This window comes from Dermacoccus sp. Tok2021, assembly GCF_019895135.1.
Taxonomy (GTDB): Bacteria; Actinomycetota; Actinomycetes; order Actinomycetales; family Dermatophilaceae; genus Dermacoccus; species Dermacoccus abyssi.
In genome coordinates, this window is record NZ_JAGTHU010000001.1 from 248,676 (window position 1) to 267,879 (window position 19,204).

The 19,204-nt window shown below is 67.2% G+C and carries 22 protein-coding genes; 11 read left to right on the plus strand and 11 right to left on the minus strand.

All coding sequences use genetic code 11. From position 1 onward, the window contains the following. Positions 1-89 precede the first annotated feature (89 nt). From K9D12_RS01165 to K9D12_RS01180, 4 genes are all read right to left on the minus strand, one after another. Positions 90-950: a hypothetical protein gene (locus tag K9D12_RS01165; protein ID WP_223059250.1), complete on the minus strand. Its 861-nt coding sequence runs from the start codon at positions 948-950 to the stop codon at positions 90-92. Between the two features lie 341 nt (positions 951-1,291). Further along, positions 1,292-1,750: a hypothetical protein gene (locus K9D12_RS01170; RefSeq protein ID WP_223059251.1), complete on the minus strand. Its 459-nt coding sequence runs from the start codon at positions 1,748-1,750 to the stop codon at positions 1,292-1,294. Between the two features lie 76 nt (positions 1,751-1,826). Continuing rightward, positions 1,827-2,531, minus strand: coding sequence for a Pr6Pr family membrane protein (locus K9D12_RS01175; RefSeq protein ID WP_223059252.1), 705 nt, complete (start codon positions 2,529-2,531; stop codon positions 1,827-1,829). A 152-nt stretch (positions 2,532-2,683) separates the two neighbouring features. Then, positions 2,684-3,112 (minus strand): PH domain-containing protein, encoded by a 429-nt coding sequence (locus tag K9D12_RS01180; RefSeq protein ID WP_118912351.1) that lies wholly within the window; start codon positions 3,110-3,112, stop codon positions 2,684-2,686. 349 nt (positions 3,113-3,461) lie between these two features. On the opposite strand from K9D12_RS01180, the gene K9D12_RS01185 reads away from it, so the two are divergent. Beyond that, a complete protein-coding gene (locus tag K9D12_RS01185; protein ID WP_223059253.1) occupies positions 3,462-3,869 on the plus strand; it encodes a RidA family protein in 408 nt (135 codons plus the stop codon). On the opposite strand, the gene K9D12_RS01190 is transcribed toward K9D12_RS01185, so the two are convergent. Both K9D12_RS01190 and K9D12_RS01195 read right to left on the minus strand, forming a co-directional pair. Next, the gene (locus K9D12_RS01190) at positions 3,850-4,794 is read right to left on the minus strand and encodes an aminoglycoside phosphotransferase family protein (protein ID WP_223059254.1); all 945 of its coding nucleotides are present in this window, start codon (positions 4,792-4,794) and stop codon (positions 3,850-3,852) included. The two genes, K9D12_RS01185 and K9D12_RS01190, sit on opposite strands and share 20 nt — an antisense overlap. Before the next feature lie 16 nt (positions 4,795-4,810). Beyond that, complete coding sequence (locus K9D12_RS01195) at positions 4,811-5,239, minus strand: PH domain-containing protein (RefSeq protein ID WP_187035079.1); 429 nt, start codon at positions 5,237-5,239, stop codon at positions 4,811-4,813. 68 nt (positions 5,240-5,307) lie between these two features. Between K9D12_RS01195 and K9D12_RS01200 the strand changes: the two genes are divergently transcribed. The 8 genes from K9D12_RS01200 (at position 5,308) to K9D12_RS01235 (ending at position 11,147) form a co-directional block, all read left to right on the plus strand. Then, complete coding sequence (locus K9D12_RS01200; protein WP_187035077.1) at positions 5,308-5,769, plus strand: SRPBCC family protein; 462 nt, start codon at positions 5,308-5,310, stop codon at positions 5,767-5,769. Positions 5,770-5,779: 10 nt separating this feature from the next. Further along, the gene (locus tag K9D12_RS01205; protein WP_223059255.1) at positions 5,780-6,739 is read left to right on the plus strand and encodes a pseudouridine synthase; all 960 of its coding nucleotides are present in this window, start codon (positions 5,780-5,782) and stop codon (positions 6,737-6,739) included. Between the two features lie 64 nt (positions 6,740-6,803). Then, positions 6,804-7,346, plus strand: coding sequence for a YbaK/EbsC family protein (locus K9D12_RS01210; protein WP_187035073.1), 543 nt, complete (start codon positions 6,804-6,806; stop codon positions 7,344-7,346). Next, on the plus strand, positions 7,343-8,167 hold the full coding sequence (locus K9D12_RS01215; protein WP_187035071.1) for a DUF1206 domain-containing protein: 825 nt from the start codon (positions 7,343-7,345) through the stop codon (positions 8,165-8,167). The genes K9D12_RS01210 and K9D12_RS01215 overlap by 4 nt, the downstream gene beginning before the upstream one ends. 86 nt (positions 8,168-8,253) lie before the next feature. Then, on the plus strand, positions 8,254-8,955 hold the full coding sequence (locus K9D12_RS01220) for an HAD hydrolase-like protein (RefSeq protein ID WP_223059256.1): 702 nt from the start codon (positions 8,254-8,256) through the stop codon (positions 8,953-8,955). 10 nt (positions 8,956-8,965) lie between these two features. Next, positions 8,966-9,154: an antitoxin gene (locus K9D12_RS01225; protein ID WP_223059257.1), complete on the plus strand. Its 189-nt coding sequence runs from the start codon at positions 8,966-8,968 to the stop codon at positions 9,152-9,154. A 122-nt stretch (positions 9,155-9,276) separates the two neighbouring features. Further along, positions 9,277-10,650 carry an MFS transporter gene (locus tag K9D12_RS01230; RefSeq protein ID WP_223059258.1) on the plus strand — a complete coding sequence of 458 codons (1,374 nt, stop codon included), beginning with the start codon at positions 9,277-9,279 and terminating at the stop codon, positions 10,648-10,650. Between the two features lie 140 nt (positions 10,651-10,790). After that, positions 10,791-11,147, plus strand: a complete 357-nt coding sequence (locus K9D12_RS01235; protein ID WP_047312847.1) for an RNA polymerase-binding protein RbpA — start codon at positions 10,791-10,793, stop codon at positions 11,145-11,147. A 76-nt stretch (positions 11,148-11,223) separates the two neighbouring features. On the opposite strand, the gene K9D12_RS01240 is transcribed toward K9D12_RS01235, so the two are convergent. Further along, positions 11,224-11,823 carry an FxsA family protein gene (locus K9D12_RS01240; protein WP_240730118.1) on the minus strand — a complete coding sequence of 200 codons (600 nt, stop codon included), beginning with the start codon at positions 11,821-11,823 and terminating at the stop codon, positions 11,224-11,226. 7 nt (positions 11,824-11,830) lie between these two features. Then, positions 11,831-13,405, minus strand: a complete 1,575-nt coding sequence (gene lnt, locus K9D12_RS01245; protein ID WP_241510808.1) for an apolipoprotein N-acyltransferase — start codon at positions 13,403-13,405, stop codon at positions 11,831-11,833. 289 nt (positions 13,406-13,694) lie between these two features. Here lnt and ybaK point away from each other — a divergent pair, with 289 nt between their 5' ends. Both ybaK and K9D12_RS01255 read left to right on the plus strand, forming a co-directional pair. Further along, positions 13,695-14,192 carry a Cys-tRNA(Pro) deacylase gene (gene ybaK / locus K9D12_RS01250; protein WP_047312912.1) on the plus strand — a complete coding sequence of 166 codons (498 nt, stop codon included), beginning with the start codon at positions 13,695-13,697 and terminating at the stop codon, positions 14,190-14,192. A 37-nt stretch (positions 14,193-14,229) separates the two neighbouring features. Continuing rightward, positions 14,230-15,156, plus strand: a complete 927-nt coding sequence (locus K9D12_RS01255; RefSeq protein ID WP_047312911.1) for a 5'-3' exonuclease — start codon at positions 14,230-14,232, stop codon at positions 15,154-15,156. Positions 15,157-15,177: 21 nt separating this feature from the next. Here the strand turns inward: K9D12_RS01255 and K9D12_RS01260 are convergent, their stop codons facing one another. The 3 genes from K9D12_RS01260 to tatA form a co-directional block, all read right to left on the minus strand. Further along, positions 15,178-17,967 carry an RNA helicase gene (locus K9D12_RS01260; RefSeq protein ID WP_129663574.1) on the minus strand — a complete coding sequence of 930 codons (2,790 nt, stop codon included), beginning with the start codon at positions 17,965-17,967 and terminating at the stop codon, positions 15,178-15,180. 73 nt (positions 17,968-18,040) lie between these two features. Beyond that, positions 18,041-18,823, minus strand: coding sequence for a twin-arginine translocase subunit TatC (gene tatC, locus K9D12_RS01265; RefSeq protein ID WP_047312844.1), 783 nt, complete (start codon positions 18,821-18,823; stop codon positions 18,041-18,043). Positions 18,824-18,887: 64 nt separating this feature from the next. Beyond that, complete coding sequence (gene tatA / locus K9D12_RS01270; RefSeq protein WP_129663572.1) at positions 18,888-19,166, minus strand: Sec-independent protein translocase subunit TatA; 279 nt, start codon at positions 19,164-19,166, stop codon at positions 18,888-18,890. Between the last annotated feature and the right edge of the window lie 38 nt (positions 19,167-19,204).

Genomic DNA, 19,204 nt, shown 5'->3' on the forward strand with positions numbered 1-19,204 from the left:
TCGGGAGGTTGCTCGCATGGTGTCCGGTCGGAGTCTGCGAGCCATAGGAGGGTCGCCTGAGCCGTAAGGGTGAGAGGTGTGAGCATCTGTCAGAACCCCAGGTGATGTGCGAACTCAGCAAACAGGGCGAGGGCGTCAGGCCCGTAGGCGACGAAAGCCGCGGCGATGAGCGAGGCGATGACACCTTTGGTGATTTCGACGCTGTTGTCGGCCGCCTTCTGACGCAACGACCGTACCTGGGTACGAACTGTTTTGGCCACGTCGTGATCTTCGATGGCCAGGTCGTCTAGGCCAACGCTCAGTGCGTCAAACGGAGTCACATTGGTGACGGTGATCGTGTTGTTCGCGGTCGTGGCGTGGCCGGGGCCGCTGGTCGCGGCCGCGCCGGGACTGTCCGTGATGGTGATGCCGTAATTGCGGTTGTCCTGCACGTTGGCCGTACCGATCGTCTGCTTGCGTACGAACGCTGATGGTCCGTATCGACTGGCAAGGCAGTCCTCCCCCAGATCGGTGAGCCGTCCACGGATCAAGTTGCCCCCATTAGCGAAGTGACCGCTAATGAGCGCTTCATCGTGCAACTGCTCAATGTCGCCGGTCACGCGCTCGTAGTCGTCTGTGGGGCAGCCGGGATCATCCAGAAGGTTGGAGACGATGGCCTCACCGCTTTCACCGACGATTTCGAGGATGCGTTTGCGCCACACGTCACGTTGGTAGGAGCGGGCGATGCTGTTGCCGTGGAGTGCCCCGGCTGCGGTGAGGGAAAAGTCGATGTCCTCAGTGAGGGTAGGTTCCGGCGCTTCGACGTACCCGGCGTCGGCCAGTTCCTCATGGACGAGGTGTTGCTCTGCCTCTGGGACGACCTCAGCGGGCATCATGTGTGGCCGTCCTGCACCAACGGTTGCGAGGTGCAGGAGCGCCGCTTGGGCGCGGAGGGTGAGTAGCTGTGTCATGACTGGCGCGTTGATCCTTTGGAAGGCGGGGTCATTTCCCGGTGTGGATTTGATTGAACGTGTCGAGCCAACCACAGACGTGTGACACCCGCCTCCGTAGGAACCCTACGGAGGCACCGAAATCCTCAAGTAACAGGCGGGGCGGTCCTTGAAGTAACCGACAAGACCCCGATGCGCCACGAACGATTCATCCAGTCTGGCAAGGAAGAGTGAGACGCAAATGCCATTCGACGTCTCAATAGATAGTGCCACTAGGCCTAGGACATCGGAGCTCAGTGGCAACTATCAGTTAGAGCGAACAGTGCTTGCGCACCTGCTTCGTCAGCCCCTTCTGCGTGGCGTTACTGCACCGACGTGATCGACTGCGTCGTGCCGTTCAGATCGAACGTGTCGCCTGCGCGCTTGCCGCTGATGCCGTCGTAGATCGGTGCGTCCGTCGAGATGCCCGAGAAGCTACGGCCTTGTGATTCGAACTCGCTCACGGCGACGCCCACCAGGTAGACCTCGTCGCCGAAGCTCACCACGGCGCCTGGCTCGACAGTCTCCTTTGCGGACACGTCGAGGTTCTCGGCCGTCGTGATCAGCTCCTGCTGGCGGTCGTCGGTCTCCTGGTACATCGCGTGCAGGTCGCCGGCTTCGTCCTCGTGCGAGATATCGTCGACGTCGACCTCGTCGGTCTCCGTGGCCTGCGCCTCGTGGCTCTCCAACGCGACGGCTTCGCTGTTCGCGTCCGCCTGTTCCTTGAGGTGCTTGACGAGATCCGCCTTCAGCATTTCCTTGTCGATGTCCTGAGTGCTCATGGAGCCAACTTACGCCCCAACCCGGGCGGCGTGACTCCCCTAAAATTGCATAGACGATCGAGATAGTTGCCGACGGTCAGCGCCGCCGGCTGAGCACCTTGTCCAGCCCGGTGTAGAGCGATGCCAGAGCGAGGCCGAACGCCAGAATCGCGCACAACGCCACCGCCACCGAGGCGTATCCGTTCGTCGACACGTTGACGAAGGGATAGGGGTACGCGTCGATGAACGCGCCGCGAACGAGCATGTAGATCACCCACACGACCGGCGCGACGAGGAACAGGCTGAACGTCCGACGATCGAAGGCACGCCGTGGCCCGACGACGAGCCACGCGAGCACCGACAGCACCGGAACCGCCTGATGCTCGAGGAAGTTCGTGACAACAGCGACGCCGGTCGGATTCGCGTCCGGCGCGAGAACGACCTGGTAGACGATCGCGGTCACGGTGATCATGACGAGCGCGTCGAGCAGGAGCACGCGAGCCAGGCGCGAGAAGCGGTCCCCGGTCGGTCTGTCCCCCGACGTCGCGGTGGCTCGCCCTACCTGCAACGCGAGCAGCGTGAACGCGAGGGCCACGACGACGTTCGACCACACCGTGAAGTAGCTCAGGGTGTCGACCACGCGCGGCAGAGCGCCGGCCGCACCTGTCGGGTTGTTCCCGTAGGCGTGTGCTGCGATTTCTGCGTGCGAGTAGTTGTCGGTTGCGGACAACGTCACGTCGAGTGCCACCCCGAACCAGGCCAGTGCAGCCACGAACCCCCACACGCGTCGAGCCGGTCTCATGTGCTGCCACCTCTCCCCCCGCCGGATCATGGGCGTGACGACAGGAACCCCGACACTAATCCTCGGTTGCCCGGCGCCGCAGTCACATCCGCACTCCGGTCCCGACCTGACGGTGAACCTTCTCCCCGCGACGACGTGCCGCGGAGGCCGACTCAGTCCTGATTGATGAAGCGGACGTTCTCCTGTGCCACTCCCATGAGGTAGCGGTACAGCCCGGGCAGGTCGAAGTTCTTGGGGAACTCGAACCGGTAGGAGTCGTAGGCAAGGTTGTGGGAACGAAGCCTCGGTGTCGTGACGAAGGTGATCGTGATCTCCGAGTCGTCCATCCCGCCGCCGGCGGTCTCGGCGGTCACGTCGACGATAGTGTTGAGGGCGATCGACTTCACTCGCGTCTTCTTGCCCGTCGCACCCTGGTGGTCGAGGGTGATGATGCGGAGGTTCGTGATGCAGAAACCGTCACGCAGCATCCTGAACGCGTTGTGGATCTGCTCACCCGGCAACAGCCACGGCGCGTACTCCGCCTGTGCTTGCTGCGGGTCCATCTGCTGCATGTTGCCTGCGAGGCCTTGGAAGATTCCCATGGGCACGAAGGTAGAGAAGCGAGGCGGGTCGCGATGACAAAATCAGGAAAGTCCGGACGGTGCCCTCGGCTACCGTCTGTCCATGGGCCACCAACCGACGCGTGAACCCTTCTCGGACGGTACGGGCTTTCGGATTCGGCCGCAGGTGCCCAATGGCGTCGGTGTTCTCACGGTCGCCGGCTCGAGCGGCCGTCTCGATGACCCCCGTGCGCGACTCTTCGCCGCGAAGGGATGCGTTGCGGAGACGATGACGTGGTTCGGCGGACCCGGTCAGAACGCAGGCCCCTACGACATCCCTCTTCGGTTCGGGTCACAAGTCCGCCGCCCGGATGGTGGAGGTGTTCGGCGGATGAGCGGCGTCGATCTGCCGACGCCGAAGGGGCACTACTCCCATGCCGCCCGCGTCGGCGACCTGCTCTTCCTGTCGGGTCAACTCCCCCTCGACGAGACAGGCACCCCGCGCACTGACCTGGACCTTGAGGGGCAAGCCGAACTTGTCTTCGCCAACCTCGACCGGGTGCTCGCGGCGGCAGGTGCACCACGCGACGCCTTGGCGCAGGTGCGCGTCTACGTCACCGACGTCGAACTGTGGCCACGCGTTGACGCCGTGTACCGCGCGTGGCTCGGCGACCATCGTCCGGCCCGGTGCGTCGTGCCCGTTCCCGCTCTGCACTGGGACAGCCTTCCCGAGGCTGAAGCCGTGGCCCACGTACCGACCGCGGAGGTGGAGAACGCCGTCAGCCCTGCATCGCCTTGATGATCGACACGGCCTTCGTCAGGTCAGGAGCCGCAGCTCCGGGCCGGAGCGCTGCGTGGGCATCCCACCACGCGTTGTCGAGGAGCCGCAGGATGCTCCAGGCGCGCGCACGTTCGGGTGCGACGCCCATGGGGTCGCAGGCGTAGTCGACGCGAAAACGCAGGTGGTTGCGCAGGTTGTACGCCCCGGCAGCTTCGTCCCAGCGGTTCCACAGCAGTGGTGCGACGGCGAGCGCCGGCTCTCCCGCGACGGGTTTGGGGTCGATGGCGACGAACCCGTCCACCGTGCCCGCCCGCCGGGTCTGCATGACGTTGTCGTCGTGGAGGTCGGAGTGCACGAGGGTGGCGTCGATTCGATCAGCCTGCGGCAGGTCGCGGGCGAGTGCGATGCCCTGCTGCACGAACCGCCGCGGCATCGGCGGTGGTGACGACTCGAGGCGCTCCCGGATGCGGGCGCACCACGCACTGGCCGTGTCGAGTTGTGGCAATGCCGGGTGGGTGAGCCGGGCGTGGATGAGTCCGATCATCTCGCAGGCGTCGAGAGCCGACATCTCGTGAAGGCGCACGGCAGGCTCGCAGCGCTCGAGAAGCAAGGCCCACCGCGCGGGATCGGCCGCTCTCATGCGGACGGCGCCCGTACCGCGCCACGCGCGCAGAGCGAGGTGCTCGTGACGAGCCTCCGCGTGGGGCCACGTCACCTTCAACGCCGCGCGCTCCTTGCCGACCCTGACCGGGACGACGAGTGCACACTCACCGAACGCGGTGGGGCCCTCGGGCTGTGCCTTCCACGTCGACAGGCACTCGTCGAGCAGACGCGGCAGTGACGCGAGCCACGTGTCGCCGTCGATTCCCCCGTCGGCGTCGGCCGGGCGTCCCGCGACGCGAGCGCGGAAGGCGTCAGGAATGAGATCGGCTCGTGCGGGCATCGGCCCAGCGTAGGCGTCAGGCGTCGTTGAGCGACGCGTAGTTGCGCTGCGCGATCGTCATGAGGTGGCGGTACAGACCGGCAATGTCGAAGCTCTTGTTGAAGGTGAAGGTCATGGTGCTGTACTCCACCGTGTGTGCTCGCAGCCGGGGCGACGTGATGTAGGTGATCGTGAGATCCGAGTCGTCGATGCCGATGCCTGCCGTCCGAGCAGTCACGTCGACGATCGACGCGAGCGGGATGGAACGCACGTCGACCTTCGGGTTGACCGGCCCCTCCCGGTCGAGGGCGATGAGGCGCAGATTCGTCAGGCAGAACGAGTCGAGAACGAGTTCGAAAGCGCCCTCGAGGCGCTCGTTCTCGAGCAGCCACGGCCCGTACTGCTCGCGCGCCTTCTCCTCCTTCATGAGCGAGGCGTTGCCGGTGAGTGCGTTGATGAGAGCCATGCTCGACACGGTAGTCCGGTGCACTGCGCCGTGGCGGGTTCTGCTCCGCATCCGCTTACCCTGTGCGCATGGGTGAATTCGCGGTCAGCCGAGCGCGTCACACGAGCGCCGCACCGTCGCAGGTCCACGCTCTCATCGACGACTTCCGCAACTGGACGCAGTGGTCGCCGTGGGAGGGTCTCGACGACAACATGACGCGCACGTACGAGGGCCCCGAGCAGGGGGTCGGCAGCCGCTACGCCTGGAAGGGCAACAAGAAGGCCGGCTCCGGGCACATGAAGATCACCGAGTCGACGCCGCAGCGCATCACCGTCGCGCTGACGTTCACCGAGCCGTTCTCGTCGGACAACACGACCGTCTTCGACCTTCGTCCGAGCGCCGACGGCGGCACGGACGTTAGCTGGACGATGACCGGTCCGCAGAGCGTCGCGCAGAAGATCTTCTTCACGGTGTTCCGCATGAACAAGAGGGTGGAGAAGGACTTCGACAAGGGCCTGGCCGCACTCGCCGCTGCCGCAGAGCGGAGCTGAGTCACCCACCATGCCAACGCACTCCCCGCTGCCTATGCGTCACGGGCTGCGGGCCGCGTGGGTGCGCACGCCGGATCGCGACCCCGCGAACCCGATGCCGTGGGCATCGATGCGTGACTTCCTGCGCCACAAGCTGCCCGAAGAGGTCGACGTCGACGCGATGCTTACCGACGGGCGTTTCGTCGACGACGACGGACGCCCCTGGAACGGTGACGAGATCTACCGTCCCCACACGTTCGTGCACTTCCACCGTGACCTGCAGCCCGAGCCGGAGCTTCCGTTCGAGCTCGACGTCCTGCATGTCGACGAGCGGATCGTCGTGGTCGACAAGCCGCACTTCATGGCCTCGATCCCCCGTGGTCGCCACGTCACGCAATCGGTCGTCGTCAAGGCGCGCGAGATGCTCGGCCTGCCCGAACTCGGGCCGGCCCACCGCCTCGACCGGCTGACGGCGGGGGTACTCGTCCTCACCACCGAACAGCGTTGGCGAGCTCCCTACCAGCGCATGTTCGAAGCCCGCGTCCCGGCGAAGACGTACGAGGCGCTCGCTCCCCTGCGTGACGACCTGGAACTTCCGCGTCGCGTGGAATCGCACATCCGCAAGGACCACGGCACTGCGCAGGCGTACGAGGTGGCGGGCGCGGCGATCAACGCCGTCACCGACGTCCACCTCGAGGAGCGGCGCGTTGTCACGGCGGGCGACGAGGACGACGCACGCGTCCACCAGATCGGCCTCTACCGGCTCGAACCGAGCACCGGTCGCACCCACCAACTGCGTGTCCACATGAGCGGGCTCGGTGTACCGATCTGCGGCGACCCGCTCTATCCACGCGAGCTCGCCGTCGACATCGACGACTACTCCACTCCCCTGCAGCTGTTGGCGCGACGCCTCGAGTTCGTCGATCCCCTCGACGGGCGCACTCGCGTGTTCACCTCGCGCCGAGAACTCACCCTTGGGGACGCGACCTGACGCGCATCCGCGCGCCGCAGCTGACCTCGACCCCAGAAGGCCGCATCCGTCGTAGCATCCGCACATGCCATCACTCGAAGGAAACCTCTCGTGGGCGCCCCTCGCCGAGCGCCTCGACGACGTCGCGAAACCCGTTGCCGACGCGGTGAACACGGTGCCGAGCGCGCGCGTCGCGATCATCGACCCGCACCTGGCCGACACCGCTGCGTTCTGTGACGCCTACGACGTCGACCCTGCCGCGAGCGCCAACTGTGTCGTCGTGACGGGCCGGCGCGGGGAGACGAAGACGACGGCCGCCGTCCTCGTGTTGGCCACCGACAAGGCCGACATCAACGGCGTCGTGCGTCGCCACCTCGGGGCGCGCAAGATCTCGTTCGCCGACCAAAGCGAGACGGAGGTCGAAAGCGGCATGGTGCGCGGCGGCATCACGCCCGTCGGCCTGCCGAGCGACTGGAAGCTCCTCATCGACGAGCGGGTCGTCGAACGCGGCGAGGTGCTCGTCGGCGGCGGCGTGCGCGGCGCCAAGATCATCGTGGACGCTGCGGAGCTCGCCGGGCTGCCCCAGGCCGAGGTGCTCACCCTGGCCATGACCGAGGAGACGTCGTGAACACTTCAGCTCAGCGCATGGGCGACAAGAAGCCCGACATCGCCGATGACGCACAGGAGGCCATCAACGACGCCGCCAACCACCCGTGGGTGGAGCGCGCGGCACGTATCGGCTACGCGGCCAACGCCGTCATGCATCTGCTCATCGGCATCGTCGCCGTCCGTCTGGCCACGGGCGGAGGTGGCTCCGCCGACCAGGGCGGCGCCCTGGGGATGCTGACCGAGAACACCTGGGGCAAGGTCCTGCTCGGCATCGGCGCGTTCGGCTGGGCGGCGCTCGCGTTCTGGCAGATCGGCGAGGCGTGCCTCTCCTTCCACGAGACGAAGACGCGCCTCAAGGCCGCGGCCAAAGCGGGCACGTACGCCGTGCTCTCGGGCATGTGCATCATGACGCTCGCGCGCGGCCAGAGCAGTTCGAGCAAGCAGCAGAACGCCTCGATGACCGGCAAGCTCATGGAGAACACCGCCGGAGTCATCCTCGTGGGCCTGGCCGGCGCGGTGATCGTCGCAGTCGGCATCTACCACGTCGTCAAGGGCGTCAAGAAGAAGTTCTTCGAGGACCTGCAGAAGAACCCGGGCAAGTGGGCCGAGTGGTCGGGCGTCATCGGGTACTCGCTCAAGGGTCTGGCCCTCGTCCTCACGGGCGTGTTCTTCGTCAACGGCGCCATCACGCACGACCCGAAGGACACGGGCGGCCTCGACACGGCGCTGAAGTCGCTGCTCGACAAGCCGCTCGGATCCGTCATGGTGGCCGTCATCGGCATCGGGTTCGTGGCCTTCGCCGTGTACTCGGCGGCACGGTCGAAGTACGCGCGCGTCTGACCCTCTGCTCGCACGAAACGGCCGTCGCATCCTCGGGTGAGGCGGCCGTTTCGTCGTGCACGGGGCGTGTTTGTGAGGATGGGCGCATGACGCGCTGGAGCCCCGGAACCCGAGTGAGCCTCGTGCTGTTCGACCTCGACGGCACGCTGTCCGACTCGGCGCCCGGCATCACCTCCTCGATGCGGCATGCCCTGACCCACCACGGTCTCGAGGTGCCGAGCGACGACGTCCTCAACTCCTTCGTCGGGCCGCCGTTTCGCGTCTCGCTCGAAGGAATCGGTCTGCCACCCGAACGCGTGGACGAGGTCGTCACCACCTACCGCAGCGACTACGAGGCAGGCCGGCTGTTCGAAAACGAGCTCTACCCCGGCATCCGTGACGTGCTCGCCGGGCTCGCGGACGCCGGGACGACCGTGGCCGTGGCCACCTCGAAACCACAGGCGACGGCGCGACGAATCGTCGAGCACTTCGGCCTCGCGCCGCACCTTGCAGGCGGCCTCGAGGGCGTCTTCGGCGCCGACGTGACGAACCCCCGCGACACCAAGGCCGGCGTCATCGCTCGAGCCCTGGCCCACCTGCAGCGCGAACCGGATGCGGACGTCGTCATGGTCGGTGACCGCCTGCACGACGTCGAGGGCGCCGCGAAGCACGGCATCGCGACGATCGGCGTCTCGTGGGGTTACGCCGCACCCGACGAACTGCGTGACGCGGGCGCCGCCGCCGTCGTCGATTCGGTCGACGACCTTGCGGCCCTTCTGCTCCCGGGCGCGTCGAGACCCCTCGACTAGGATTCAGGCCATGAAGATCAACCTCCTGACCCAGGCGATCGCCCAGGGCCGCAAGTACGTGCGACAGAACCCGGAGAAGGTGCGTCAGGCGACGCAGCGCGCCGGTTCGTTCGTCGACTCCAGGACGGGCCGCAAGCACACGGCCAAGATCGATAAGGCCACCGGCACCGCTGACCGCTTCATCGACAAGCAGCGCTGAGCAGCTGACACGCTCCGCCCCGAGACGCCGAACGGTGCCCCGGGGCGGTCGCTTTCCCCACCGTCAATGCGGGTTGGGGACAGTCACGTCCGCACGAGCCGCGGATGTGACACGCTTCACCCGTGAACACCGAAGCCGCCTCGCCTCTCGCGCCCGACGCCGCCACGCGCGCCCGTCGCCAACGCAGCTGGTACTGGTACGACTGGGCCAACTCGGCCTTCGTCACGACGACGTCGACGGTGCTGTTCTCGCCCTATCTCACGTCCGTCGCCAAAGCGGCGGCCTGCCCTGATCAGCCCACGGACGTCGCATGTCACGCGAATCTCTCGGTGCTCGGCATCCCGGTCTCCCCCGGCTCGCTCGCGCCGTACACGATCACCGTCTCGACGATCCTGAGCGCCGTCCTCCTGCTTCTCGTCGGCGCCATCGCCGACCGGGTACAGCGCCCCTCGCGCCTGCTCGGTGCGTTCGCCTGGGTGGGCGCAGCCGCGGCGTCGGCGATGTTCTTCGTCACCGGTACGAACTGGCAGCTCGGCGTGGTGCTCCTCATCATCGCCAACCAGTGCCTCGGTGTTTCCCTCGTCGTCTACGACGGCCTGCTCGTGCGGATCAGCGACGAGTCGGAACGTGACCGTGTCAGTTCGCGCGGTTGGGCTCTGGGCTACCTGGGCGGTGGCTTGCTCCTCGCGGCCAACCTGGCCGTTGTCACGCTGCACGACAAGATCGGCCTCAGCACGGGCGAAGCCGTCCGCGTGAGCCTCCTCAGCGCGGGCCTGTGGTGGGCGATCTTCACGCTCATCCCCGTGCTCGGGCTCAAGGACGTGCGCCACCCCGAACGCCCCGCGGCGGCGAGTGACGCCGGAACCGTGCGCGGCAGCCTGCGTCAGCTCACGAGCACGTTCCGTCAACTCAAGCACTACCCCGACACCCTCGTATTCCTCCTCGCCTACCTCTTCTTCAACGACGGCATCCAGACGGTCATCGTCTCGGCCAGCCTGTACGGCAAGGAGGAGCTCGGCTTCGGCGACAGCCAGCTCATCGTGACGATCCTGCTCGTGCAGTTCGTGGCGTTCCTCGGCGCCCTGTTGTTCGGCCGCCTCGCGGCCGTGATGGGCGCCAAGAAGGCCATCCTGCTCTCGCTCGGCCTGTGGACCCTCGTCATCGCCGTCGCGTTCTTCCTGCCCGAGAAGCAGTTCGCGCTGTGGCTGTGCCTCGGCGTCGGCATCGGCATCGTGCTCGGTGGTTCGCAGGCGCTCAGCCGTTCGGTCTACAGCAAGCTCGTACCGCTCGGGCGAGAGTCGGAGTACTTCAGCCTCTACCAGGCCATGGAACGCGGCACGAGTTGGTTCGGCACCCTGACGTTCGGCCTCGTCCACCAGCTCACCGGTTCCTACCGTCTGTCGATCGTCGCGCTCGTCATGTTCTTCGCTCTCGGCGCCTACCTGCTCTCCCGCGTCGACGTCGAGCGCGGCATGGCGCGCGCTGGCCAGGGCTGACGCTTTGGTCGCGGGCCGCTTGAGGCCATACGATGACAGATGGAACATTTGTCACGTCTGTGGCGTTGTTCTGCGTGAAGCAGCGCGGTGAGCGCTCTCACCAAACAGACGCGCTGTACGTGTGAAGTTGGGAGACATCCATGGCCGAACGTTCTCTGCGAGGTACCAACCTCAGCACCCTCTCTCTCGAGACGGACGAGGGCATCGCCTTCAGCGAGCGTCAGATGGTCAGCTACCGTTGCGAGCAGGGGCACGTCGTCGAACTGCCCTTCTCCGTCGAGGCCGACGTGCCGGCGCTCTGGGAGTGCCGTTGCGGCCTCGAGGCCAAGCTCATCGACGGCCCCGAGCCGGAGCGCAAGCCCGTCAAGCCGGCCCGTACGCACTGGGACATGCTCCTCGAGCGTCGTTCCGTTCCCGAGCTGGAGGAACTGCTCGACGAGCGTCTGACGCTCCTGCGCGAGTCGCGTGGCGAGAAGCCGCGCAAGAAGAAGTCCTGACGAGCCGCGCTCGTCCACCACGAAGGCCGGTCACCCCGAGAGGGTGACCGGCCTTCGTGTGTGGCGCGTGAGCGCGTCAGTCGATGATCTCGCCCTCGACGACGTCGTCGGACGCAGATCGAGTCCGCCGACGCGACGAGGTGTGCGTCGAGGAGGTCGACCCGTAACCGCCGAAGCTGTCCGAGGTCGGGTACGGCCGGCTCAGCGGATCCGGCCCGCCGAACCCGCGGGTGGCAGAGAAGCCGCCGGGGCCGAAGCTCGCCACCTGGACCGAGCCGAGGAGCTTGGCGGCCACGACCTTCTCGAGCAGCTTGCGCGTGAACGGACGCGTGAACGGCAGGAGGAAGAACAGGCCGAGGAAGTCGGTGAAGAAACCCGGTGCGAGCAGCAGCGTGCCGCCGACGAGGATGAGGGCAGCGTCCGAGAGTTCTCGCGCAGGCATCCGTCCGGAACCGAACGCCTGGCGCAGCGCCCCGAAGGCACGACCCGACTCACGCTTGACGATCCACGCACCCAGCGCGGACCACAGGACGAGGAGGCCGAACGTCGGCCATCCGCCGATCGTCTGCCCCATCTTGATGATGATGAACACCTCGATGACGGGGACGACGAGCAGCGCCAGCATCAGCCAACGCGCCCAGCCCTTGCGGCGAGGACGACTCGAGTAGGTAGTCACATCAGGTTCAACGAACGACGGCGCGCGAAGATTTCCGCCCGCGGCGCAGATTCAGCGCGAACGCGATGACGCAGGCCGCCGTCGCCACGATCTCGGGCGCGCGGCCGAGACGCTGAGCGAGCGTGGCTTGCGAGCGCAGCGGCAACTCCCCCGTCAGCACCGCCTGGGTGAACAGCGACGTGCGTTCGTGCGTCACGCCGTCCGGGGTGATGAGCGCGCTCACACCGACGGTGGAGACGTGCGCGATCGAGCGGCCGTACTCGAGCGCGCGCAGGCGCGAGATGGCGAGTTGCTGCGTCGACTCGGCGGTGTAGCCGAACGTCGCGTTGTTCGTCTGAACGAGGAAGAGCTGCGCGCCACGGTTCGCCGGCTTGCGCAGGAGGTCGTCGTAGGCCACCTCGAAGCAGATGATCGGTGCCGCCTTCACTGCGCCGGACTTCGTGGGCACGGAGAACACCCCGACCTTCTGTCCCTGGGTGAAGTCCGCGCGCACGAGATCGACCTGCTTGGAGAACGTGCGGAAGAACGAGCGGTACGGGATGTACTCGCCGAACGGCACCGGGTGCTGTTTGACGTAGGTGTCGCTCAGGCCCTTGCCCGGAAGGTAGAGCATCGAGGCGTTCGAGACCTTCGGCATCGGCTCGGACAGGACCGCTCCGACGACGAGCGGCGCGTCCAGTCGGCGCAGCGCGCCCGCGATCTCGTCACGGGTGTCGGCGTTGCGCTTGGGGTCGATGTCGGAGGCGTTCTCGGGCCACACGACGATGTCAGGTTTGGGTGTGGCGCCGGCCGCGACGGCGTCGGCGAGCTTCTCGCTGGCTCGCACGTGGTTGTCGAGCACGGCGCGGCGCTGAGCGTTGAAGTCGAGACCCGCGGTCGGCACGTTGCCCTGGATGCCGGCGATGTCGATGGTGCGCCCCTCCGTCGGGGGTGTGATGACGGAGCCCGCGAGAAGGGCCACGGCGGCGACAGCCACTGCGCCGACGGCGGAAGCGCTGGAAAAGCGGCTACCCGCATCGGCCTGTGTCGTCTCGCGGGAGGAGACGCCCCGCCATGAGGTGAACGCCCACACGCCCAGCCCGGCGAGTGCGCCACCGGCGAGGGCGAGCACGAACGTCAGGCCTGGTGAGCTCACCCACGCGACGAGGGGCGCCCACGGGGCGTCGGCCTGCGAGAAGGCGAGGCGGGCCCAGGGGAAGCCGCCGAACGGCGTGGTGCCGCGCAACCACTCCTGTGTCACCCACGCTGCCGCGCCCAGCACAGGCGCGAGGCGTCGACGCTGAAAGGACGCGATGAGCGCGCCCATGCCGGCGAAGTACAACGACTGCAGGACGGCGAGCGCCATCCACGGGAACGTGCCGACGTACACACCCGACCACGAGAGCACCGGCGCGAAGAACGCCATGCCGAAGACGAAACCGAGCAGAGCTCCCCAGCGGGCACGGACGTGCAGGACGCTGACGGCGAAGAGTGCCAGGGCGATCGGGACCGTCCACCACAGCCCGTGATCGGGAAATGCGAGCCACAGCGCGAGGCCGGCCACCATTGCGGCGGCCAGGCGAAGGAAGCGACGAGGGAGCACCGCACAAGCATAAGTCAGCGGGGAAAGTGTGACGGACGGGCTCACACCGTTGGGGCCGACCAGCCGGAGCCGGAAGTTTTCTACTAGGTGTGAGACCCGTCCGTAGTCGCACGCGATCGCGTCACGTGCTTCAAGCAAAGATAGCCACGCACGGGCGGGCCTTCAACGTGATCGTCAGGATCGGATTCGGGCCCCTTGGGTCGGCGTTTCGGCCCTGCCGCAGAAACTCCCGAGAGGTGCGGCGTGTCGTCTTTCGGGGCGACTTCGAACTGCGCTATAGACAGTGATCATGGCGTCTCGAAACGTGAACACCGGCCCGACCACCCCCGCGACGCGCGCGCTCGACGCGGCAGGTGTCTCGTACGAAGGGCTGCCGTACGAGCACGATCCGTCGGTGACCTCCTACGGTGACGAAGCCGCGCAAGCTCTCGGTCTCGACCCCAGCCACGTGTTCAAAACCCTTGTCGTGTCGCTGGATTCGGGATCCTTCGGCGTCGCCGTCGTCCCGGTCTCGACGACGGCCGACCTCAAGGCCGTGGCCGCAGGGCTCGGCGCCAAGAAGTGTCGCCTCGCCGAACCGCGTGACGTGGAACGTCTCACCGGGTACGTGCTCGGAGGCGTCTCCCCCGTCGGCACGCGCACCGCCCTCGCCACGGTTGTCGACGCGAGCGCGGAAGCCCTGGCGACGGTGTACGTCTCGGGTGGGCGGCGCGGATTCGACATCGGGTTGGCGCCGGCCGACCTCGTTGAGAACGTTCACGGACGCTTCGCCCCGATCGCGCGCTGAGGCTCGACGCTTCGAGCGCTGTGGCACGATGACGCTCATGACGCCGCGTCGACTCATGCTGCTGGATTCCGCGAGCCTGTACTTCCGGGCCTTCTACGGTGTGCCCGAGCGGGAGGCACCGGACGGCACCCCCAACAACGCGCTGCGCGGCTTCACCGACATGATCGCGACGCTCGTCAGCACCTACGAGCCCACCGACCTCGTGGCGTGTTGGGACAACGACTGGCGCCCCGCGTTCCGCGTCGAGGCCATCCCGTCGTACAAGTCGCACCGCGTGCTCGAGGGCACCGACGGCTCCGAGGAGTCACCGGAGAAACTCACGCCGCAGGTGCCGCTCATCCGCGAGATGCTCGAGCTCGTCGGCATCACCCGCCTCGGCGTCGACGGCTACGAGGCGGACGACGTCATCGGCACGCTGACACACCGCTTCACCGGCCAGGGCCCGGTCGACGTGGTCACCGGCGATCGTGACCTCTTCCAACTCGTCGACGACGCCATGAGCGTTCGCGTGCTCTACACGGCCAAGGGCGGCGTGCGTGCCCCCGACCTCGTCGACGAGAGCTTCCTCATGACGAAGTACGGCGTGCCAGGCGGGCGCGCGTACGCCGATCTTGCCGTCATGCGCGGCGACACGAGTGACGGACTGCCTGGTGTCGCGGGCATCGGCGAGAAGACCGCGGCCGGGCTGCTCGCCGAGTTCGGCACGCTCGCCGCGATCCGTGGGGCCGTGGCGAACGGCGATCCCCGCATCAAGGGAGCGCGCCGAACGCGGCTGGAAGCCGCTCATGACTATCTCGATGTGGCGCCGAAGGTCGTCGATGTGGCGCTGGACGTCGAGGTGCCCGGCGACCTCGTCACGGCCCTGCCCGACGGCGTTGCACAGCCTGACAGGTTCGCCGACTTCGCAGCCCGCTACGACCTCGGTGGCAGCGCGGAGCGACTCTCCGCCGCGCTCACGCGCTGACGCACGCTCCACCTGACGGGTTCAGTCGAGACGGTCGGCCGCCACGACGCCGCGTTGAATGCCGGCGATGGCAGCCTTGGCCGTCTTCGTCAAGCCCTCGTGGTGGGTGGCACCCGCGATCTGATCGAGCAGGTCGACGAGCTGACGGCAGCGTCGCACGAAGTCACCCGCGGTGAGTTCCTCGTCGCGCAGAACGGCCTCGAGCCCCTGGCCCGCCGTCCAGCGGTGAACCGCCCACGCGAGGCCCGCGTCCGGAGCCGCCATTTCGGTGAGGCGGTGCTGCACGAGCGCGTCGTCGATGACCGACCACAGGTTGTGCGTCTCCTCGAGTGCGTCCGCCACGTCCCGGTTGGGCATGCGTGGCGCCTCCCCCACGACGTCGCGCCGCGACTCGTGCACGAGCGCCGAGACGGCGGCAGCCAACGAGGGGGCGTCGAGCTTCTCCCAGATGCCGGCGCGCAGGCACTCGGCCGTGAGCAGATCCTTGTCCGAGTACAGGCGCATGAGCGACGTTCCGCGCTCGGTGAGCGCGAGCCCGCCGTGCTTGGTGTCGTTCGGCTCGAGGTAGTCGAACTCGACGAGCACGTCGCAGATGCGGTCGAACTGCTTGGCGACGGTGTGCGTGCGGTTGTTGATCTTGGAGACGAGCGTGTCGGTCTCGCGGCGCAGTTTCCACCAGCGCTCGGCCCAGCGCGCGTGGTCCTCGCGGTACTCGCACGTGTGGCACGGGTGCGCCCGCAGGCGGCGCTGCAACTCCTCGATCTCGGCCGTGATCGCACGGTCGGGCTCGATGCTCGTGCGACGGATCGGCTTCGGCGGGTCGTGTGGCACCTTGGCCCGCAGCGTTGCGGCGAGGTCGCGGCGCGACTTGGGCGAGCGCGTCGTGAAGCCCTTGGGGATCTGCAGTCGCGTGAGCGGGTCGAGCGGAGCGTCGATGTCGCTCGACGTCACCTGGCGCAGCTGTCCGTCGGCCGTGATGACGCTCGGTGACGGGCCCTCGCGTTTACCGCCACGGTTGGCCTTGACGACGATGGCGAGGCCCTCACGCCGGCCGCTCGGGATGCGCACGACGTCGCCGGGGGCGAGTTCGCCGAGGGACCGATCAGCTGCCGCCCGAACGGCGGCAGCGCGCTTCTTCGCGGCGTTCTTCTCCAGCTCGCTGATACGCCGGCGCATGCCCGCGTACTCGGTGAAGTCACCGAGGTGGCACTGCATGGCCTCCGCGTAGCCCTCGAGGCCCTCCTCGTTCTGACGCAGCTTGCGCGACAGTCCCACGACGCTGCGGTCCGCCTGGAACTGCGCGAACGACGACTCCAGCACTTCGCGGGCACGTTCGCGCCCGACGGTGTGGACGAGGTTGACGGCCATGTTGAACGTCGGGCGGAAACTGGAGCGCAGCGGGTAGGTGCGCCGTGACGCGAGCCCGGCTACGGCCTCTGCTTCGACACCGCGGTTGTAGAGCACGACGGCGTGGCCCTCCACGTCGATGCCGCGACGGCCCGCACGTCCGGTGAGCTGCGTGAACTCGGCCGGCGTGATGTCGACGTGCGACTCGCCGTTGTACTTGACGAGGCGTTCGAGCACGACGCTGCGCGCCGGCATGTTGATGCCGAGGGCCAGCGTCTCCGTCGCGAAGACGGCCTTGATCCGACCCGTGACGAACAGCTCCTCGACGATCTCGCGGAACGTCGGCAGCATGCCGGCGTGATGGGCTGCGAAGCCGCGTGTGAGGCCCTCGACGAAGTCGTGGTAGCCGATGACGGCGAGATCCTGCGTCGGGATGTTCGCGACGCGCTCGGCGACGTACGCGCGGATCGACTCCCCCTCCTCGGGTGAGACGAGCTGCGTGCCGTACCCGAGGAGTTGGGCGACGGCCGCCTCGCAGCCGTTGCGGCTGAAGATGAACGTGATGGCCGGGAGCAACCCGGCGCGATCGAGGGAGTCGATGACGTCGGCGCGGTGCGCGGGGCGGAATGACTCCCCCGGCTTGCTCTGCGGTGCCGGACGCCGACCGCGCCCGCGGCGACCGGACGGAGCCCCCGCGTCGAAGCGGCGTCCACCGCGCGGTCCGCGTGTGATGAGACTGATGCGTTCCAGGAGCCGCGGGTTCACCTTGAGGCGCTTCTCGTCGTCCTGGACGAGCAGGTCGTACATCGAGTGCCCGACCATCATGTGTTGGTAGAGCGGCACCGGCCGGTGCTCGGTGATGACGACGTCGGTGTCGCCGCGCACCTGCTGCATCCAGTCGCCGAACTCCTCGGCGTTGCTCACCGTGGCCGACAGGGCGACGACCTGCACCGACTCGGGCAGGTGAATGAGCACTTCCTCCCAGACGGCGCCGCGGAAACGGTCGGCGAGGTAGTGCACCTCGTCCATGACGACGAAGCCGAGACCGGCGAGCGTCGAGGAGCCGGCGTACAGCATGTTGCGCAGCACCTCGGTCGTCATGACGACGATGGGTGCCTCACCGTTGTGCGAGGTGTCACCGGTGAGCAGGCCGACGTTCTTCTCGCCGTGCTGTTCGACGAGGTCGGCGTACTTCTGGTTGCTCAGGGCCTTGATCGGCGTCGTGTAGAACGCCTTGCGCCCGGTGTGGACGGCGAGGTAGCAGGCGAACTCTCCGACGACGCTCTTGCCCGCACCCGTGGGGGCCGCGACGAGGACGCTGTGCCCCTCCTGGACCGACTGTGCAGCCGCTCGCTGGAACTCGTCCAGCGGGTAGGGCAGCTGCTCGATGAAGTGGCCGAGGTGACTCGAGTCGAACTTCCGGCGTGACGCGGCCTGGGCGAACTTCTCGGCGGGAGACGACATGGTCACCAGGCTATGACACAGGCGGGCCACCGCTCGGTAGCCCGCCTGTGTCGAGTGTTCGTGCCGCGCCCGATCAGAGTGCGGAGGCCTTGTCGTCGCTGATCTCCATCCACTCCGGACGGGACTTCGCCTCCCGTCGGCCTCGAATCTTGTCGAGGACGAGGGCGAGTCCGGCAGAGCCGTAGAAGAGGACGAGCAGCGGTGCCGACAGCAGGAACATCGTCCAGACGTCCGGGGTGGGCGTCATGATGGCCGCAAAGGTGGCGATGACGATGATGGCGAAGCGCCAACCCTTGAGCATCATGCGGCCCGAGAGGATGCCGAGCACGTTGAGTGCCATGAGGAGGATCGGCAGCATGAACGACAGCCCGAACGCGAGAATGAAGCGCGTGACGAACGAGAAGTACTCGGTCGCGCTGGGCAGGTTCGAGGCGTTGTCCGGTGTGGCTCCCAGCAGCAACTCGACCGCGTTCGTGAACGTCTGAGTGCCCATGTAGACACCGCCGGCGAACAGGACGAGGGCGGCACCGATGAAGATGCGCCCCAGGCGCTTTTCCTTCTTCGTGAGGCCGGGCACGAGGAACGCCCAGATCTGCCAGAGCCAGACGGGGCTGGCCACGATGAAGCCGATCCACATCGACACCTTCAACTTGAGGTTGAAGGGGGCCGTGACGCCGTTGAAGTTGACGTCGATGTTCGAACCGGGGTGAAGAGCGGCGATGTCGGTGATCGGCTGCTTCAGGAAGTCGTAGACGTCCTGGTAGACGATCCAACCGACCACGCAGCCGACGAGGATCGCGATGACGGAGACGATCGCGCGGTTGCGAAACTCACGCAGGTGCCCCCCGAGGGACATCCGCGCTTCGGGATTGTCTTTGCGTCGACCGAATCGAGCCACGATGTGCGTGCGGTGCCCGTGCTCAGTAGTCGCGGCGCTCGTCGGCGCGGGTGGCGCCGTCGTGCGGAGCGTTGTCGCGCGGAGCTGCGGCGTCGCGACGCGTGGCCTCGCCCTCGACGGTCTCCGAGGAGGCCTTCGACTGCTTCTCGGTCTTCATCTCGTCGATCTCGCTCTTGAGGATGCGGGAGCTACGGCCGAGGCTCCGTGCCATGTCGGGCAGACGCTTCCAGCCGAGCAGCACGACGATCAGCACGATGAGTACGAGCAGGATCACGGGGTTGTCGAAGAGAGAGCGAAACATGAGCGTCCTTACGAAGAGTGCCACAGCGGCGCGGGGCC

What these genes read in the sequence shown, in the direction of transcription:
- K9D12_RS01165 (WP_223059250.1), bottom strand. Translation starts at nt 950, where the DNA reads ATGACACAGCTACTCACCCTCCGCGCCCAAGCGGCGCTCCTGCACCTC.
- K9D12_RS01170 (WP_223059251.1), bottom strand. Translation starts at nt 1,750, where the DNA reads ATGAGCACTCAGGACATCGACAAGGAAATGCTGAAGGCGGATCTCGTC.
- K9D12_RS01175 (WP_223059252.1), bottom strand. Translation starts at nt 2,531, where the DNA reads ATGAGACCGGCTCGACGCGTGTGGGGGTTCGTGGCTGCACTGGCCTGG.
- K9D12_RS01180 (WP_118912351.1), bottom strand. Translation starts at nt 3,112, where the DNA reads ATGGGAATCTTCCAAGGCCTCGCAGGCAACATGCAGCAGATGGACCCG.
- K9D12_RS01185 (WP_223059253.1), top strand. Translation starts at nt 3,462, where the DNA reads ATGAGCGGCGTCGATCTGCCGACGCCGAAGGGGCACTACTCCCATGCC.
- K9D12_RS01190 (WP_223059254.1), bottom strand. Translation starts at nt 4,794, where the DNA reads ATGCCCGCACGAGCCGATCTCATTCCTGACGCCTTCCGCGCTCGCGTC.
- K9D12_RS01195 (WP_187035079.1), bottom strand. Translation starts at nt 5,239, where the DNA reads ATGGCTCTCATCAACGCACTCACCGGCAACGCCTCGCTCATGAAGGAG.
- K9D12_RS01200 (WP_187035077.1), top strand. Translation starts at nt 5,308, where the DNA reads ATGGGTGAATTCGCGGTCAGCCGAGCGCGTCACACGAGCGCCGCACCG.
- K9D12_RS01205 (WP_223059255.1), top strand. Translation starts at nt 5,780, where the DNA reads ATGCCAACGCACTCCCCGCTGCCTATGCGTCACGGGCTGCGGGCCGCG.
- K9D12_RS01210 (WP_187035073.1), top strand. Translation starts at nt 6,804, where the DNA reads ATGCCATCACTCGAAGGAAACCTCTCGTGGGCGCCCCTCGCCGAGCGC.
- K9D12_RS01220 (WP_223059256.1), top strand. Translation starts at nt 8,254, where the DNA reads ATGACGCGCTGGAGCCCCGGAACCCGAGTGAGCCTCGTGCTGTTCGAC.
- K9D12_RS01225 (WP_223059257.1), top strand. Translation starts at nt 8,966, where the DNA reads ATGAAGATCAACCTCCTGACCCAGGCGATCGCCCAGGGCCGCAAGTAC.
- K9D12_RS01235 (WP_047312847.1), top strand. Translation starts at nt 10,791, where the DNA reads ATGGCCGAACGTTCTCTGCGAGGTACCAACCTCAGCACCCTCTCTCTC.
- ybaK (WP_047312912.1), top strand. Translation starts at nt 13,695, where the DNA reads ATGGCGTCTCGAAACGTGAACACCGGCCCGACCACCCCCGCGACGCGC.
- K9D12_RS01255 (WP_047312911.1), top strand. Translation starts at nt 14,230, where the DNA reads ATGACGCCGCGTCGACTCATGCTGCTGGATTCCGCGAGCCTGTACTTC.
- K9D12_RS01260 (WP_129663574.1), bottom strand. Translation starts at nt 17,967, where the DNA reads ATGTCGTCTCCCGCCGAGAAGTTCGCCCAGGCCGCGTCACGCCGGAAG.
- tatC (WP_047312844.1), bottom strand. Translation starts at nt 18,823, where the DNA reads ATGTCCCTCGGGGGGCACCTGCGTGAGTTTCGCAACCGCGCGATCGTC.
- tatA (WP_129663572.1), bottom strand. Translation starts at nt 19,166, where the DNA reads ATGTTTCGCTCTCTCTTCGACAACCCCGTGATCCTGCTCGTACTCATC.